This window comes from Rahnella sp. PD12R, assembly GCF_019200965.1.
GTDB lineage: Bacteria > Pseudomonadota > Gammaproteobacteria > Enterobacterales > Enterobacteriaceae > Rahnella > Rahnella laticis.
In genome coordinates this window covers 103,487-117,041 of the sequence record NZ_JAHTMS010000011.1, presented here as the reverse complement: position 1 = coordinate 117,041, position 13,555 = coordinate 103,487, and the positions used below count along the sequence as shown (strand labels likewise).

General features: G+C 54.3%; 14 protein-coding genes and 1 tRNA gene. 5 read left to right on the top strand and 10 right to left on the bottom strand.

Features of this window, described 5'->3' with window-relative positions; all coding sequences use genetic code 11:
• Nucleotides 1-7 precede the first annotated feature (7 nt).
• Nucleotides 8-661, bottom strand: a complete 654-nt coding sequence (locus KWG64_RS20240) for a YceH family protein (RefSeq protein WP_218522953.1) — start codon at nucleotides 659-661, stop codon at nucleotides 8-10.
• 10 nt (nucleotides 662-671) lie between these two features.
• Complete coding sequence (gene rimJ / locus KWG64_RS20235) at nucleotides 672-1,259, bottom strand: ribosomal protein S5-alanine N-acetyltransferase (protein WP_218522952.1); 588 nt, start codon at nucleotides 1,257-1,259, stop codon at nucleotides 672-674.
• A gap of 212 nt (nucleotides 1,260-1,471) precedes the next feature.
• On the opposite strand from rimJ, the gene mdtH reads away from it, so the two are divergent.
• From mdtH to KWG64_RS20220, 3 genes are all read left to right on the top strand, one after another.
• On the top strand, nucleotides 1,472-2,677 hold the full coding sequence (gene mdtH / locus KWG64_RS20230; RefSeq protein WP_195822979.1) for a multidrug efflux MFS transporter MdtH: 1,206 nt from the start codon (nucleotides 1,472-1,474) through the stop codon (nucleotides 2,675-2,677).
• A 155-nt stretch (nucleotides 2,678-2,832) separates the two neighbouring features.
• The gene (grxB, locus tag KWG64_RS20225) at nucleotides 2,833-3,480 is read left to right on the top strand and encodes a glutaredoxin 2 (RefSeq protein ID WP_195814508.1); all 648 of its coding nucleotides are present in this window, start codon (nucleotides 2,833-2,835) and stop codon (nucleotides 3,478-3,480) included.
• Nucleotides 3,481-3,621: 141 nt separating this feature from the next.
• The gene (locus KWG64_RS20220; protein WP_218522951.1) at nucleotides 3,622-4,185 is read left to right on the top strand and encodes a lipoprotein; all 564 of its coding nucleotides are present in this window, start codon (nucleotides 3,622-3,624) and stop codon (nucleotides 4,183-4,185) included.
• A 76-nt stretch (nucleotides 4,186-4,261) separates the two neighbouring features.
• Here the strand turns inward: KWG64_RS20220 and KWG64_RS20215 are convergent, their stop codons facing one another.
• The 4 genes from KWG64_RS20215 to KWG64_RS20200 form a co-directional block, all read right to left on the bottom strand.
• The gene (locus KWG64_RS20215; RefSeq protein ID WP_195814507.1) at nucleotides 4,262-4,846 is read right to left on the bottom strand and encodes a molecular chaperone; all 585 of its coding nucleotides are present in this window, start codon (nucleotides 4,844-4,846) and stop codon (nucleotides 4,262-4,264) included.
• Nucleotides 4,847-4,906: 60 nt separating this feature from the next.
• On the bottom strand, nucleotides 4,907-5,647 hold the full coding sequence (locus KWG64_RS20210; protein ID WP_218522950.1) for a phosphatase: 741 nt from the start codon (nucleotides 5,645-5,647) through the stop codon (nucleotides 4,907-4,909).
• A gap of 67 nt (nucleotides 5,648-5,714) precedes the next feature.
• Nucleotides 5,715-6,656, bottom strand: a complete 942-nt coding sequence (gene ghrA / locus KWG64_RS20205; protein WP_195814505.1) for a glyoxylate/hydroxypyruvate reductase GhrA — start codon at nucleotides 6,654-6,656, stop codon at nucleotides 5,715-5,717.
• 125 nt (nucleotides 6,657-6,781) lie between these two features.
• On the bottom strand, nucleotides 6,782-8,263 hold the full coding sequence (locus KWG64_RS20200) for a peptide MFS transporter (protein WP_195814504.1): 1,482 nt from the start codon (nucleotides 8,261-8,263) through the stop codon (nucleotides 6,782-6,784).
• Between the two features lie 397 nt (nucleotides 8,264-8,660).
• On the opposite strand from KWG64_RS20200, the gene KWG64_RS20195 reads away from it, so the two are divergent.
• Nucleotides 8,661-8,750: transfer RNA gene (locus KWG64_RS20195), tRNA-Ser, on the top strand.
• Nucleotides 8,751-8,874: 124 nt separating this feature from the next.
• Here KWG64_RS20195 and KWG64_RS20190 read toward each other — a convergent pair.
• Nucleotides 8,875-9,027 (bottom strand): Hok/Gef family protein, encoded by a 153-nt coding sequence (locus tag KWG64_RS20190; RefSeq protein ID WP_195814503.1) that lies wholly within the window; start codon nucleotides 9,025-9,027, stop codon nucleotides 8,875-8,877.
• A 336-nt stretch (nucleotides 9,028-9,363) separates the two neighbouring features.
• On the opposite strand from KWG64_RS20190, the gene KWG64_RS20185 reads away from it, so the two are divergent.
• Nucleotides 9,364-10,677, top strand: a complete 1,314-nt coding sequence (locus KWG64_RS20185) for an FAD-binding oxidoreductase (protein ID WP_218522989.1) — start codon at nucleotides 9,364-9,366, stop codon at nucleotides 10,675-10,677.
• 51 nt (nucleotides 10,678-10,728) lie between these two features.
• On the opposite strand, the gene KWG64_RS20180 is transcribed toward KWG64_RS20185, so the two are convergent.
• The 3 genes from KWG64_RS20180 to KWG64_RS20170 are packed head-to-tail and all read right to left on the bottom strand — an operon-like array spanning nucleotide 10,729 to nucleotide 13,375.
• Nucleotides 10,729-11,385, bottom strand: a complete 657-nt coding sequence (locus KWG64_RS20180) for a methionine ABC transporter permease (RefSeq protein ID WP_218522949.1) — start codon at nucleotides 11,383-11,385, stop codon at nucleotides 10,729-10,731.
• Nucleotides 11,366-12,520 carry a methionine ABC transporter ATP-binding protein gene (locus KWG64_RS20175; protein ID WP_218522948.1) on the bottom strand — a complete coding sequence of 385 codons (1,155 nt, stop codon included), beginning with the start codon at nucleotides 12,518-12,520 and terminating at the stop codon, nucleotides 11,366-11,368. Before KWG64_RS20175 ends, KWG64_RS20180 begins: the two co-directional genes overlap by 20 nt.
• 12 nt (nucleotides 12,521-12,532) lie before the next feature.
• Nucleotides 12,533-13,375 carry a MetQ/NlpA family ABC transporter substrate-binding protein gene (locus KWG64_RS20170; protein ID WP_218522947.1) on the bottom strand — a complete coding sequence of 281 codons (843 nt, stop codon included), beginning with the start codon at nucleotides 13,373-13,375 and terminating at the stop codon, nucleotides 12,533-12,535.
• Between the last annotated feature and the right edge of the window lie 180 nt (nucleotides 13,376-13,555).

Below are 13,555 nucleotides of genomic sequence, written 5' to 3'. Positions count from 1 at the left end.
TTTCCTTTTAATCACCCAAATGTTGCAGCAGGTTTTCCAGACGTTGTTTCAGTTCGGCCACTTCGGCCTCAAGCGCTTCCACGCGCGCGGCCAGCCCGGAGTCCGGTGCGGCGGCGCTGAAAAATGGCTCTTCCGTGGCGCTGGCTGCCTGGCTGACTTCACCGCTGAACAGGTGCATAAAACGGCTTTCGCGTTTGCCCGGTTCACGCGCCAGACGCACGCAGAACGGGCCATCTTCGCGGTTAGTCAGATCTGTCAGAGTTTGCTCGACTTCAGCAACGTCAGAAAAATCATGCAGGCGGTTGGTGCGGGTGCGCAATTCGCCCGGTGTTTGCGCGCCGCGCAACAGCAGCGTAGTGACGACCGCCACTTCCTGCGGGGAAAATTTGAGATTGCCGAATTCGGAATTACAAAAACGATGCTCGTACTTCATGGTGCGGGAACCGCTGAGGGTGCGGATGATGTGCTTGCGCAGCAGTAAATCCAGCGTTTGCTGAACGTCACTTTCGCTGAGTTCCATCACCGGTTCACGGTTGGTTTTCTGGTTGCAGGCGGTGGTTAATCCGTTGAGCGTCATCGGATACTGTTCCGGCGTGGTGAGTTGTTTTTCCAGCAAACAACCGACAACCCGGGCTTCCCGGTCACTGAGTTCATGTTTCATGTTGCTCTCCTTATCGGGACGGGGGCGTCCATTCTTGCCAGGTTAGCGCCGTCAGCACGTGATCCTGCCATTTGCCATCAATCAGTAAATAGTCTTTCGCATAGCCTTCACGCTCGAAGCCCAGACGCTCGAGCAGTTGCCCGCTGCGTTTATTGTGCGGCATATAATTGGCCATAATCCGGTGCATTTTTTGCTGGCGCTGCATATAACGGATTAACGATTGCAACGCTTCCTGCATCAGCCCTCTCCCCTGCCATTCCTGACCCAGCGAATATCCGAGGAAACAGGCATGGAATGAGCCGCGCAGAATATTACTGAAATTCGCCACACCCATAACGCGGTTTTCATCGGGATCGAGCAGGATAAAATAATACGCGCTGCCCTGTTTCTGCATTTCGGAAATTAACCCCAGACGCGCCTGCCATCCGGAAGGATAACAATGGCTTTCATCCCTGACCGGTTCCCAGGGTTTCAGAAACACCCGGTTCTCCGCATAGTATTCAGCCAGCCGGTGCGCATCGCGGTCATGAACCAGGCGCAGAACCATCCGGTCAGTGGTAAGCCGCACTTTCGGCACGGCAGATTTATAGCCAAACATCCCTTCCTCCACATCCCGCTCGGGTCGATGAATAGAATTTATAGGAAACACCTGATCATCGCCAATTCTGCCAGTCAGAACGCGGCTTGACGATAAAAAAATATTATCAATAGCGCCCTATCTAATTGCCTGATTCCAGTTCAGACTGGAACGGTCTTTTCTTCCTTTCTGTATCTGCCGGACAGGGTACAAATAATCGCTCATGGTGAAGCATGTCTCTGGTATCACAAGCTCGGAGCTTGGGTAAGTATTTTCTGTTATTAGACAACGCGCTGGTTATTTTAGGCTTTTTCGTGGTTTTTCCGTTGATCTCGATCCGATTTGTCGATCAGCTCGGCTGGGCCGCGATGGCCGTCGGTCTGGCGCTGGGTGTCCGCCAGCTCACGCAACAGGGATTAGGCATTTTCGGCGGCGCAATCGCTGACCGTTTTGGTGCCAAACCGATGATTATCACCGGCATGCTTTTACGCGCGGCCGGATTCGCCACCATGGCAATGGCAGATGAACCGTGGATTTTAGTCTGTTCCTGCATTCTCTCCGGCCTCGGCGGCACCTTGTTCGACCCGCCCCGTACCGCGCTGGTGATTAAGCTGACCCGTCCGCACGAGCGCAGCCGTTTCTTCTCCCTGATGATGATGCAAGACAGCGCCGGTGCGGTTATCGGTGCGCTCATCGGCAGCTGGTTGCTGCAATATGATTTCCATTACGTGTGCTGGGCCGGCGCGGGCATATTTGTACTCGCCGCCGCCTGCAACGCCTGGCTGCTCCCTGCTTACCGCATTTCCACCATGCGCACGCCGATGCGTGAAGGCATGATGCGCGTGCTGCGCGATCGCCGTTTTCTGGCGTATGTGCTGACGCTGACCGGATATTACATGCTGACCGTGCAGGTCATGCTGATGTTGCCGATCGCGGTCAATGATGTCGCGGGCAGCCCGGCTGCGGTGAAATGGATGTATGCGATTGAAGCAGTGCTTTCCCTGACGCTACTCTATCCGATTGCGCGCTGGAGCGAAAAACGCTTCCGCCTTGAGCAGCGTCTGATGTTCGGCCTGCTGATCATGACCCTCAGCCTTTTGCCCGTCGGGCTGGTGACATCGATTAACCCGCTGTTGCTGCTGATCGGTTTCTTCTACATTGGCTCAATCATTGCCGAACCGGCGCGAGAAACACTGAGTGCCTCGCTGGCAGACTCGCGGGCACGTGGCAGTTACATGGGTTTCAGCCGTCTGGGGCTGGCGCTGGGCGGCGTGATTGGTTACACCGGCGGCGGCTGGATGTATGACACCGGCCGCGCGCTTGAACTTCCTGAATTGCCCTGGTTTTTACTGGGCATCGTGGGCTTCATCACCCTCACCGGTTTGTACTGGCAATTCAATCTTCGCCGCATCGAACCAGCCATGCTGAGCGGCAGTTAATACCTTGATGCAGACCGCGTTCTCAGGGACGCGGTTTGATCTCCCCTCCTCATTTACCCATACTGGTTTCAGCGTATCGATTAAATCCGAACCTATATCCGGCAGTTTTCACGCACCCTACAGGTCAACGCCGGCGACAACAGGAGCTATGAACCATGAGACTTTACGTTTACGAACATTGCCCTTTTTGCGTTAAAGCACGCATGATTTTCGGTCTGAAAAACATTCCGGTAGAAATCAAAGTTCTGCTCAATGATGACGAGAAAACCCCGATTTCCATGGTGGGCAAAAAGATGGTGCCGATCCTGCAAAAACAGGATGGCGGCTTTATGCCGGAAAGTATGGACATCGTGCATTACGTGGATAAAAGTGACGGAAAACCGCTGCTGACCGGCCCGCTGAATGCGTCTGTTGCGACCTGGCTGCGTCATGTTTCTGAATATATGGGTCGTTTGCTGCTGCCTCGTTTTGCAGCCGCGCCGCTGGAAGAGTTCTCCACGCCGGAAGCGCGTAAATATTTCTCCGACAAAAAGCAGGCTGCCAGCGGCGATTTTCAGGAGCATCTGAAACATTCAGAAGGTCTGGTGAAAAAAATCAGCCAGGACTTACGTGCGCTCGATAAGCTGATCGTCGAACCGAACGCCGTCAACGGCGAGCTTTCAGAAGATGACATCAATCTCTGGCCGGTACTGCGTTCGCTGACTATCGTTCAGGGAATTGAGTGGCCGTCCCGCGTTCAGGCTTATCGCGACAATATGGCAAAACAGACGCAGGTTAATCTGTTTACCCGCCTCGCCAGTTAAATCTTGCGCCGGAAGCCTGCTTCCGGCGATTTTCCCTTTTCTTCCCCTTCCCCAGCACTTAGGCTAATCAGCGTTGTCTGATTGGAGCGAAACCGTTTAGCGGTCATGCTGACAAAATAGTTTTTACGTAATGAGGGAAGAATGACAAAGCGACTTTTAGGTGCAGCAGTTCTGATGTGCGCCAGCCTGCTGGCCGGGTGTAACCAGCTGACGCAGTACACCATCAGCGAGCAGCAGGTTAATGACTATCTGCACAAGAACAATAATTTCGAGAAACAACTCGGCGTGCCGGGGCTGGTGGATGCGAAATTAGTGCTGACCAATCTCAGCAGCCAGATTGGACGCGCCGAACCAGGCGTCGTCACGCTGACCGGCGACGCACATGTCGATATCTCGTCATTATTTGGCCCGCAGAAAGCCGATATGCACCTGACGCTTAAAGCCAATCCGTCGTACGACAAGGATAAAGGCGCGATTTTCCTGAAAGATATGCAGGTGGTGGATTACACCATTCAGCCGGAAAAAATGGACAGCGTGATGAAAGGCCTGATGCCTTACCTGAATAATTCGCTGAAAACTTACTTCGATCAGCGTCCGGCGTACGTACTGAATGGCGATCGCAGCAAAGGCGAAGCGATGGCCAAAAAACTGGCGAAAGGTATAGAAGTGAAACCGGGTGAACTGGTCATCCCTTTTAATGACTAATATAAAAAGCTGACTAATATAAAAAGCCCGGCACATCTTCATGGCCGGGCTTTTTTATTTCTGACTCATCAGGGATTTACTGATCGTCTTCTTCGTCGTCATCCAGATCCGGCGGAAGCTGTTCTTCCAGCTCATCGCGCATCACCTGCAATGCTTCGCGGCTGATTTCAGCCAGCGTGCGGTAAAAACCGCTGGTGGCGTGCGCTTCAACTTTACCGAGGAATTTCCCGCACCACGGGAACAGGTAATCATCGAACAAGGTGATTTGCGCGCCCACTTCATCTTCCTGCGACTGATCTTCCAGCCATGACGCTGCAAGCAGCATCGCGCCAAAGTGATCGGCAGGCGCTTCGCCTAACGGCATTCCGCGCTGTTGCAGGAAAGTACGGATATCCATTTCATTTGCGCCATCAACGTAAGCGCTGCGGAAAGGCGAAACTGCACATTCTGAGCCGACAAACAAACGGTTAAACTCAGCGGCCAGCGCCTGAGGGTCGGCGCTTTCCTGCAAACGGATCAGCAACGCATCCTGCTCCAGCGGCCAGTGTTCGCGCAATTTTCCGTCCTGAATCAGGCCAAAAAGCGGAACCAGTAACGGATCCTGCGGCTGGCGGTAAAACAGCGTGCCCAGAATACGGCAGACAATTGAAAATTCATTCATAACAATAACCTGATCAGTCGGTGAAAAGGGGCAATCCCCCGCAAATTGGCCGCGACAATGTCACAGTTCGCTTAATTCTGCAATTGGTGCGCGCCCGCGTTTCTCCAGAAAATCCAGGAAACGGCGCGGGCTGACGTTCAGAATACGATCTTCCGGGAAATCAACTTCACGCAAAATACGCTCGCAATGCTCAAACCCGCCCAGTGAATACGCAATGTGCGAATCCGATCCCAGCGCCAGCCAGCCACCGGCTTCTTTCACCGCCAGCGCAACCGCACGGCAATTGGGTTCGCTGCCTTTACGCGAGTGGATGAAGGAGGAGTTATTCAGCTCCAGCGCGACGTTATATTTCGCCGCCGCCGCCGCAACGGCAGGAATATCAATCGGGTATTTCGGATTACCCGGATGCGAAATAATATGCACTTCGCCGCCCGCCATCGCGGCAATCATCGCTGCGGTGTGCGTTTCTTTATCGACCGGTTGCATCACCGGCTCATGGAAACCGGCGATGATCACGTCGATTTCATCGAGCATCGGGCCGGTGCAATCAATGTCGCCATGAATGTTTTTGATGTTCGATTCGATACCGCGCAGGATGCCGATTCCGTTCACCAGACGCGGCCAGACCCGCATATTCATGAAATGCCAGTAGTGCGGGGCATCGGCCATATCAGGGCCGTGGTCGGTGATGGCAAACAGCTTAATGCCCTTCTCCGCGGCCTCATCAATATAATCATGTAATGTGCTGTAAGCATGCGTGCTGGCAACAGTATGCATATGCAAATCAACGGGGTACGGCATGTGCTCTCCTTAAGTGATCCCATGGCGACTGCATGGCCGCCACGTGAGTAATTTTAGCAGATGAACGTTAATAACCCCGGTCGAGGCAGACACGTCCTGCCGGTTCCCGTCCTGCTTCGATAGCGAGAATATTCGCCGCAATGCTGTCCATCGCTTCTTCCGGCAAAGTATCCGCACCCACGTGCGGCGTGATGCTGACGCGCGGATGCGACCAGAACGGGTGCATGCCCGGCAACGGCTCTTCGGCAAAAACGTCGAGCGTAGCGGCAGCAATCTGCCCGCTGTCCAGTGCGCGCAGCAAATCACCTTCCACCAGATGTCCGCCGCGTCCGAGGTTAATCAGATAAGCATTATGCTGCAGATTTGTGAACAGTTGATGATTGAGAATACCGGCGGTGTGCGGCGTATTCGGCAGCAGGTTAATCAGCACCTTGCAGCCGGACGCAAATGCCGCAAGCTGATTGTCTCCGTAAAAGCTTTGCACGCCGTCCTGAGATTTCTCACTACGGCTCCAGGTGCGAACGGTGAATTGCAGATCCACCAGCGCTTTCGCCACGCTGCTGCCCAGCACGCCAGCGCCAAGAATGCCGACAGTAAATTCACCGCGAGAATGCGGTGCCAGCGGCCGCCACTGTTTTTGCTGCTGGAACAGCTGGTATTCATCCATGCGGCGGAAATACCGTAACACGCTGGCCAGCGCGTATTCCTGCATCTGCAACGACATTCCGGTATCTTCGAGACGAATCAGCGGCACACCGGCGGGCAATGTGCCGGGCTGACGCTGTTCCTGTGTGAGAATGGCATCCACGCCTGCGCCGAGGGCAAAAATGCCCTTGAGCATCGTGCGCGGGGCCAGCATGGCGTGCGGTGGCCGCCAGACCAGCGCGTAATCGGCGGGTTCGTGGTCTGCGGCGTTCCATACGCGCATTCTGGCCTGCGGTATGCGTTTTGTTATTCCGTCAATCCAGGGCTTTGCATCAAATGTAGGGTGGTAAAAAATAATGTTCATCGGGGACGCCTCCTGTGAGCTGATAGATTTCCCTGAATATCATCAGGATGCAACCCTGAGGCCGAAAAAAGAAAAAGCCCCGAAAATCGGGGCTTGAAGATTCACTGATAGCGTTGTCGTTGAGGTCAGGCAACGGCAGGCTCGCGGCGGATCATCCGGCGTAAAAGCGGGATCAGAACCAGCAGAACCACACCGGTGACAACAGAACCCCAGCCAAGCATGTTGAAGACTTCGCTGTAGCCCGGGTTAGTGAGCACCGGCGTACTGCCTTCGTTTTGCGGCATCAGGCCGGAAATGTAGCTGGCGAGCACCGAAGCCACGCCGGTCACCATCATCCAGCAGCCCATCATCACACCCTGATAACGCGCCGGGGCCAGTTTACCAATCATCGCGTAGCCGATAGGAGAAATCAGCAATTCACCAATGCTTTGCAGCAGATAGCTGATGGCAATCCATTTAAACGCCACCAGCCCGTCGCCGCCTGCCAGGTGGATCCCCAGCGGCAGAACCAGCATTCCCAGTCCCATGCAGAATAAAGAAGCCGAGAACTGTGCCGGAACATCAATTTTCCAGCCACGCTGACGCAATTTATTGAACCACAGCGCCATCAGCGGTCCGCCGATAACAATCACGATGGTATTAATATTCTGGATCCACTGCGGTGCCACGCGGATGCCGTAAACGTTCAGATTGATGTTGTTTTCGGAGAACAGCATCAGCCCCATCGGAGCCAGCTGATACAGCGTCCAGAACACCAGTGAACCCAGCGCCAGCAGAAGATACGCTTTCATGCGGCGGCGTTCATCAGCCTGGCGGTGACGGAAAGTGACCAGCGTCATCAGCGCAAAAATGATAATACCCAGCGCAACCACAAAATAACTGCTGAACTCGGCGTGGGTCAGCAACAGTCGGATAACCGGCACCAGGACGATTAAAATGGCGATACCGACAGCCATACGGCGCAGCAACTGGCCGCGGCTGGCTTCTTTAAGCGGCGTACTGATGTCGGCCAGAATCGACCAGCGAGACAGCGTCACCACCACCGCCGCCACGTTGCCCAGCGTGGCAAACAGGAACAGCGCGCGATAGTTTTCGCTCAGCTGGAAATAACCGGCAACGGCGAAACCAATAAAGAAGCCCAGGTTCATCCCGGCATAATTCCACAGGAACGCCGATTCGCGGCGGTCATCATCCGGTGCAAAGCGCTGCGTCAGCATCATATTCAGGCAGGTCACGTTCAGCCCGCTGCCGGTCAGGAACATCGCCAGCCCCCAGTAAAGGCCGGTTACGCCTTCCAGCGCAATCAGCGCACAGCCAAAGACCTGCAACACCATGCCCAGCACAAACAGGTTACGGTTACTCAGATAACGGCCGCCAAGATAACCGCCAAACATATGCAGGCCATAGTTGAACGCACCAAACACGCCCATAATGGCGTTGGCGTTATCTTCGCTGAAACCGAGTTTTTTTGTGGCGTACAGCACCAGAGTGGAATACAGCACCGCGAAGCCGAGCGTCGCGAAAGTCTGAACGAAGAATAATGTACCCGCGCCGGCTGGTATCGCCGTGCGGTGCTGCGACGCCGTCGCGTTATTTGACTGACTCAAGTAAGAACCCCTGTCCCGTTGTGTGGATTTATTCTGCTTCTGGTTTTAACTAGCCCAGTTTTTATACGAAGCCTTTTTTTAGAATCCATTGTTATACCTTCGGGACTGGCGATTTTCACAACATATTTTGCTATTTAACCGTAACGGGAAGTGCTTGCTGCTTAATCGCACTTTTATGCAGTTATTCTAATTATCTATTCATAAGCATAAGCAGAATTAATGACGCTGCGTGACTTACGGCAAACTGGTCATCCTTAATACAGTTTTTGGTCTGTAAATCAGCAAACTGCTCTAAGTTTGTCTAAACAGCACAGAACCTGCAAAAAGAAGGTTGACGCTGAACGCGCTTTTCCCTACATTAGCGCCGGTCAGCAGCACTGCGGTGTAGCCGACGACTGGAGAGGTGTCTGAGTGGCTGAAGGAGCACGCCTGGAAAGTGTGTATATGAGCAATCGTATCGAGGGTTCGAACCCCTCTCTCTCCACCACACAATACGAGAAGGCCCGAATGAAAATTCGGGCCTTTTTGTTTTTGCGTTTTCTGCAAATGGGTGCCTGAGGCCAACTTGCTTTGTCAACATCCGAAAAGGTGGGGCGAACCCCACCTTACGGTTAGCCGTTAATTTCGTAGCTTAAGACTGCCGCAATCTCCGTATTTCCCTGCTTAATATGCAACTCGCACAGCGAATCACGCACCATCCAGGTCCAGGCCAATAACGTGAAACAAATCACCATGAGCCCGTACAAAATCAGCTTTCGCGCCATCTTAACCTCCGTTGCATTTCTGCATCTATGAGGCTATCCTGACGTTGTCTAGGCGTCGATGGTAGCCTCGGGTTGATTGATTAATTAACTCGGGGCTTTCTTCTTATTACACCTTGAACAACACTGCTCAAGACCAATAAGCCTCAAGCACCCGCGCGCATTCTAGCAAGTTAACCTCCCTGCCATCTGATTACTTAATATTCACTTTGTCCTAATTTTCGCCTGCCCGCTCGCCCTGCCGCGAGACGAATATATGTTTATCATCATTGTGCATTAGACATCTAAACGTCCATAACTTAGGATCGAACCACCCGGGATAACAATTTGATGTCGCAAATGAAAATTAAAAACTTACCACTCGATCAGAATATCAACGGCTGGGCGGCGCTGCGTGGCGATACAACACGTCATCCGGCCCTGCATGGCAAGGTAACGGCTGACTGGCTGGTGATCGGCGCAGGATTTGCCGGGCTGGCTTTTGCCCGCCGGATTGCAGAGCTTCGCCCGCATGAACACGTCGTGGTGCTTGAAGCACTCGACGTTGCCGATAACGCTTCGGCGCGCAATTCCGGCTTTGTCATTGATTTGCCCCACACCGTTGGCAGCACGTCGGCTGAACTGGAGCATGCCAACACTTACCGCCGTCTGTTGCAGTACGGGCTTCATCACCTGAAAGACACCGTTGACCGGCACGAAATTGAGTGCGACTGGCTGAATTCAGGGAAATACCATTGCGCCGTGAGCGAACAGTTTGACGGCGAGATTGCGCATTATCAGAAAGAGCTGACCACGCTCAGTGAAAACTTTGAATATCTGGATAACGCCGCCCTGAAACAGCGCCTGGGCACAAGTTTCTACCGCAGCGCGGTGTATACACCGAACTGCATTCTGGTCAATCCGGCGGCGCTGATCAGCGGTTTAGTGACGACACTGCCGGAAAACGTCACGGTTTATGCCAATTCCCCGGCTTTGCAGATAGAGACACAGGGCACGATCCGCGCCGAAACGCCGCACGGCGAAGTCCGCGCCCGTAAGCTGATGCTGGCGATTAACGGTGCCGCCCGCGGGCTGCCGCTGTTCAAAGGTAACGTATTCGCGATGTCGACGTTTGCGACGCTCACTGAGCCGCTGACGCCTGAACAGCGCCGTGTTATTGGCGATATCTCTGCGTGGGGGTCGACGCCGGTGAATGCGCTCGCGGGCGCAACGTTGCGTTATACCTCAGATCATCGTTTTCTTATCCGCGAACACGTGAATTTTGCGCCGGGTCTGGTGACCACTGCGGTGGAGACCGGCCGCCACGCGCGCCGCCATCAGCAGCTATTTGCGCGGATTTACCCGCAATTGCAGGATGTGAATATGGCGTACACCTGGTCGGGGCTGATCAGCATTACGCGTAATGGTGCGCCGGTGTGGGGGAATTTATCGGAAAACGTGTATTCGTCGGCAGGCTGTAACGGCTCCGGCAGCTCGAAACAGAGCGCGTTTGGCCGGTTACTCGCAGAACATGCGCTGGGTGAAGATAATCCGCTGCTGGCGGATATGGAAGCAGTCGGACGCGCCAATTATCTGCCGCCGCGCCCGTTCCTGGATGTGGGTGTTAAAAGTTTTATGGCCCGCGAGCGCTGGCGTTCACGCAGTGAGATGTAACGTTTTTTAGCCAGTCTGATAAAGCCGGCCGCCCGATGACGACCGGCTTTTTTAATGACGTTTATCCACGCGCGCCACGATGCGATCGCCCAGCCACTGAATGCCGCAGACGATGACAATCAGCACCACAATGACTTCCACCATCACCACGGTTTCAAAACGCTGATAGCCGTACCGGATAGCCAGATCACCCAATCCGCCCGCACCGATTGCGCCCGCCATCGCCGAGGCACCAATCAGCGCCACCAGCGTCACGATAAACCCGGACAAAATACCCGGCAGCGCTTCCGGGATTAATACATCCCAGACGATGCGCAGCTTACTGGCCCCCATCGCCCGCACCGCATCAATCAGCCCGCGATCCACATCGCGCAGCGACACTTCGGCCACACGGGCGAAATACGGTGTAGCGGTAATGGAAAGCGGAACAATCGCCGCCCACGTGCCCAGCGAAGTCCCTACCAGAAAACGCGTCACCGGGATCAGCGCCACCAGTAAAATGATAAACGGCAATGAACGGAAACCGTTGATAACCAGCCCGAGCGAACGGTTAACCCAGTGGTTTTCGGCAATCCCTCCCGGGCTGCTCATCACCAGAATCAGTCCGAGCGGTAAACCGGCAACCAGTGAGAATAAGCCCGAAACTGCTGTCATCAGCAGCGTTTCCTGGACGGCATTGAATAACAGATCAAACATTACCGGAGACATAGCCCGTCAGCTCCACAGTTGCCTGGCGCTGTTGCAGCCAGTGTAAAACGGCCTGCTCGGCGGCAGCGTCAGCCACCGGTACCGAGTAGAAAAATCGCACGATAGCGTAATGCTGAATATGATCCACACCGCCCTGAATAAGCCGGAACTTACCCGGTAATTCCGCCGCCATCTGGGTGATAATCTCCCCCTGACTGCCCTGCCCGGCATACTGCACGCTGTAAATCGCCTGCCCCTGACGCTCCGTCGTCAGTTCATCAGCCAGCGCTTCCGGTAACTGCGGCAGCAAGCCCTGTAACAATGTGCGGGTGAGCTGCGACTGCGGGTGGGCGAATACCTGCCACACCGGGCCTTCTTCAATGATTTCACCGGCGTTAATGACCGCCACGCGATGGGCGATTTTCTTGATCACTTCCATCTCATGGGTGATCAGCAAAATCGTGATCCCCAGTTTCTGATTCAGAGACTGGAGGAGCGCGAGAATTGATCGGGTCGTTTCAGGATCCAGTGCCGACGTGGCTTCATCACACAGCAACAGCGCCGGGCTGGCAGCCAGCGCGCGGGCAATGCCGACACGCTGCTTTTGCCCGCCCGACAACGCTGCCGGATAACTTTTGGCTTTATCCTCCAGCCCGACCAGCGCCAGCAGTTCGGCCACACGCGCCTGACGACGCGCGTTGTCGAAACCGGCAATTTTCAGCGGCAGTGCAACGTTCTGTTCGACGGTTTTGGCCGACAGCAAATTAAAATGCTGAAACACCATCCCCACGCGGCTGCGCACCGACTGCCACTGTTTTTCACTCAGCCCGGTAATGGCGTGACCTTCGATTTCGATCACGCCTTCGTCCGGTTGTTCCAGCCCGTTAAGACAGCGGATCAGGGTCGATTTCCCTGCCCCGCTGCGGCCAATAATCCCGAGAATTTCGCCCCGTTTTACCGTTAATGACACGCCGTTCAGGGCCTGTGTTTCCCCGAACCGGCGGCTGACCTGATGCAACCGCACCACATTTTGTGCAGCATCCTTGTCAGCAATCCGGTCTGTCTGTGCCGGAGTCCCCGCCAGAGGGCGGCGGGCATTGTCCTTTTCCGGGGACGTAGCGGTAAACTGCGCCCCGGTCTCAGTGATTATTGTCATGCTTTTACTTCCTTACCAGGCCGTTACGCCAGTACCCTTGTAAACCTTATCAAACACTTGCTTGACGGCGTCATTCTGATAAGAACTCACCAGCGTTTTCACCCACGGTGCGTTAACATCCGCAGTTTTAACAGCGATGAAGTTGTTGTACGGGTTACCTTTTACCGGTTCCTGTGCGATACGGTCAGCCGGCGTCAGGCCACTTTTCAGCGCCCAGTCGGTGTTAACGATCGCAGCATCCAGATCAGGCACGGAGCGGCCGATAATGCCGGAATCCAGCTCTTTGATTTTTACGTGGCGTGGGTTTTCAGTGATGTCTGCGGTTGTGGCAGAAATCCCTGCGCCCGGTTTCAGTTTGATCACGCCGGATTGCTCCAGCAGAACCAGCCCGCGTGCTTCGTTTGCCGGGTCGTTAGGTACGCCGATCACCGCGCCGTCTTTCAGTTCTGAGGCGGTTTTCACTTTTTTGGAATACAAACCGATTGGCCAGACGGCGGTATATCCGACGCGGACGATATCGTAGTGGTTCACTTTGATCTGATTATCGAGGAAAGGCTGATGCTGGAACGCGTTGGCGTCTACTTCGCCGTTTTGCAGCGCTTCGTTTGGCTGGTTGTAGTCATTGAAAACGACCGGTTTAACGGTCAGCCCTTTTGCCGCCGCCTGTTTAACGACTTCGCGCCAGACATCTTCGTCTTCGCCGCTCATGATGCCGACTTTGATGGTGGTTTTATCGGCTGCGTGCGCTGCCGCAAGCGGTGCCAGAACGCTGCCGGAAATCACAACCGCAGAGGTGGCAGCCAGTAAAATGGTACGTTTAAGGCGGGTCTTAGTTTTATTGAACATTGCTTGCATGGAGTATCCCCAAAATTTAGATGAGAAGCCTGCGCAGAGCCGAGTTTCCGTGCAGGAATTTGGCGAGTATACCCATAGGCTTATTTCTTTATAATATTGTTTCAGAGATTCATATTCCTGAAATGAATATGTGAAATGGGATAGCAAATCAATAAAAAAGCTAACCTTGCGGGAGTAGGG

Bases quoted from the DNA above. Each gene is read 5' to 3' on its own strand.
- KWG64_RS20170 (WP_218522947.1), bottom strand. From the start codon at position 13,375: ATGCAAGCAATGTTCAATAAAACTAAGACCCGCCTTAAACGTACCATT.
- KWG64_RS20185 (WP_218522989.1), top strand. From the start codon at position 9,364: ATGAAAATTAAAAACTTACCACTCGATCAGAATATCAACGGCTGGGCG.
- KWG64_RS20175 (WP_218522948.1), bottom strand. From the start codon at position 12,520: ATGACAATAATCACTGAGACCGGGGCGCAGTTTACCGCTACGTCCCCG.
- ghrA (WP_195814505.1), bottom strand. From the start codon at position 6,656: ATGAACATTATTTTTTACCACCCTACATTTGATGCAAAGCCCTGGATT.
- KWG64_RS20215 (WP_195814507.1), bottom strand. From the start codon at position 4,846: ATGAATGAATTTTCAATTGTCTGCCGTATTCTGGGCACGCTGTTTTAC.
- grxB (WP_195814508.1), top strand. From the start codon at position 2,833: ATGAGACTTTACGTTTACGAACATTGCCCTTTTTGCGTTAAAGCACGC.
- KWG64_RS20180 (WP_218522949.1), bottom strand. From the start codon at position 11,385: ATGTCTCCGGTAATGTTTGATCTGTTATTCAATGCCGTCCAGGAAACG.
- KWG64_RS20220 (WP_218522951.1), top strand. From the start codon at position 3,622: ATGACAAAGCGACTTTTAGGTGCAGCAGTTCTGATGTGCGCCAGCCTG.
- KWG64_RS20190 (WP_195814503.1), bottom strand. From the start codon at position 9,027: ATGGCGCGAAAGCTGATTTTGTACGGGCTCATGGTGATTTGTTTCACG.
- mdtH (WP_195822979.1), top strand. From the start codon at position 1,472: ATGTCTCTGGTATCACAAGCTCGGAGCTTGGGTAAGTATTTTCTGTTA.
- KWG64_RS20240 (WP_218522953.1), bottom strand. From the start codon at position 661: ATGAAACATGAACTCAGTGACCGGGAAGCCCGGGTTGTCGGTTGTTTG.
- KWG64_RS20210 (WP_218522950.1), bottom strand. From the start codon at position 5,647: ATGCCGTACCCCGTTGATTTGCATATGCATACTGTTGCCAGCACGCAT.
- rimJ (WP_218522952.1), bottom strand. From the start codon at position 1,259: ATGTTTGGCTATAAATCTGCCGTGCCGAAAGTGCGGCTTACCACTGAC.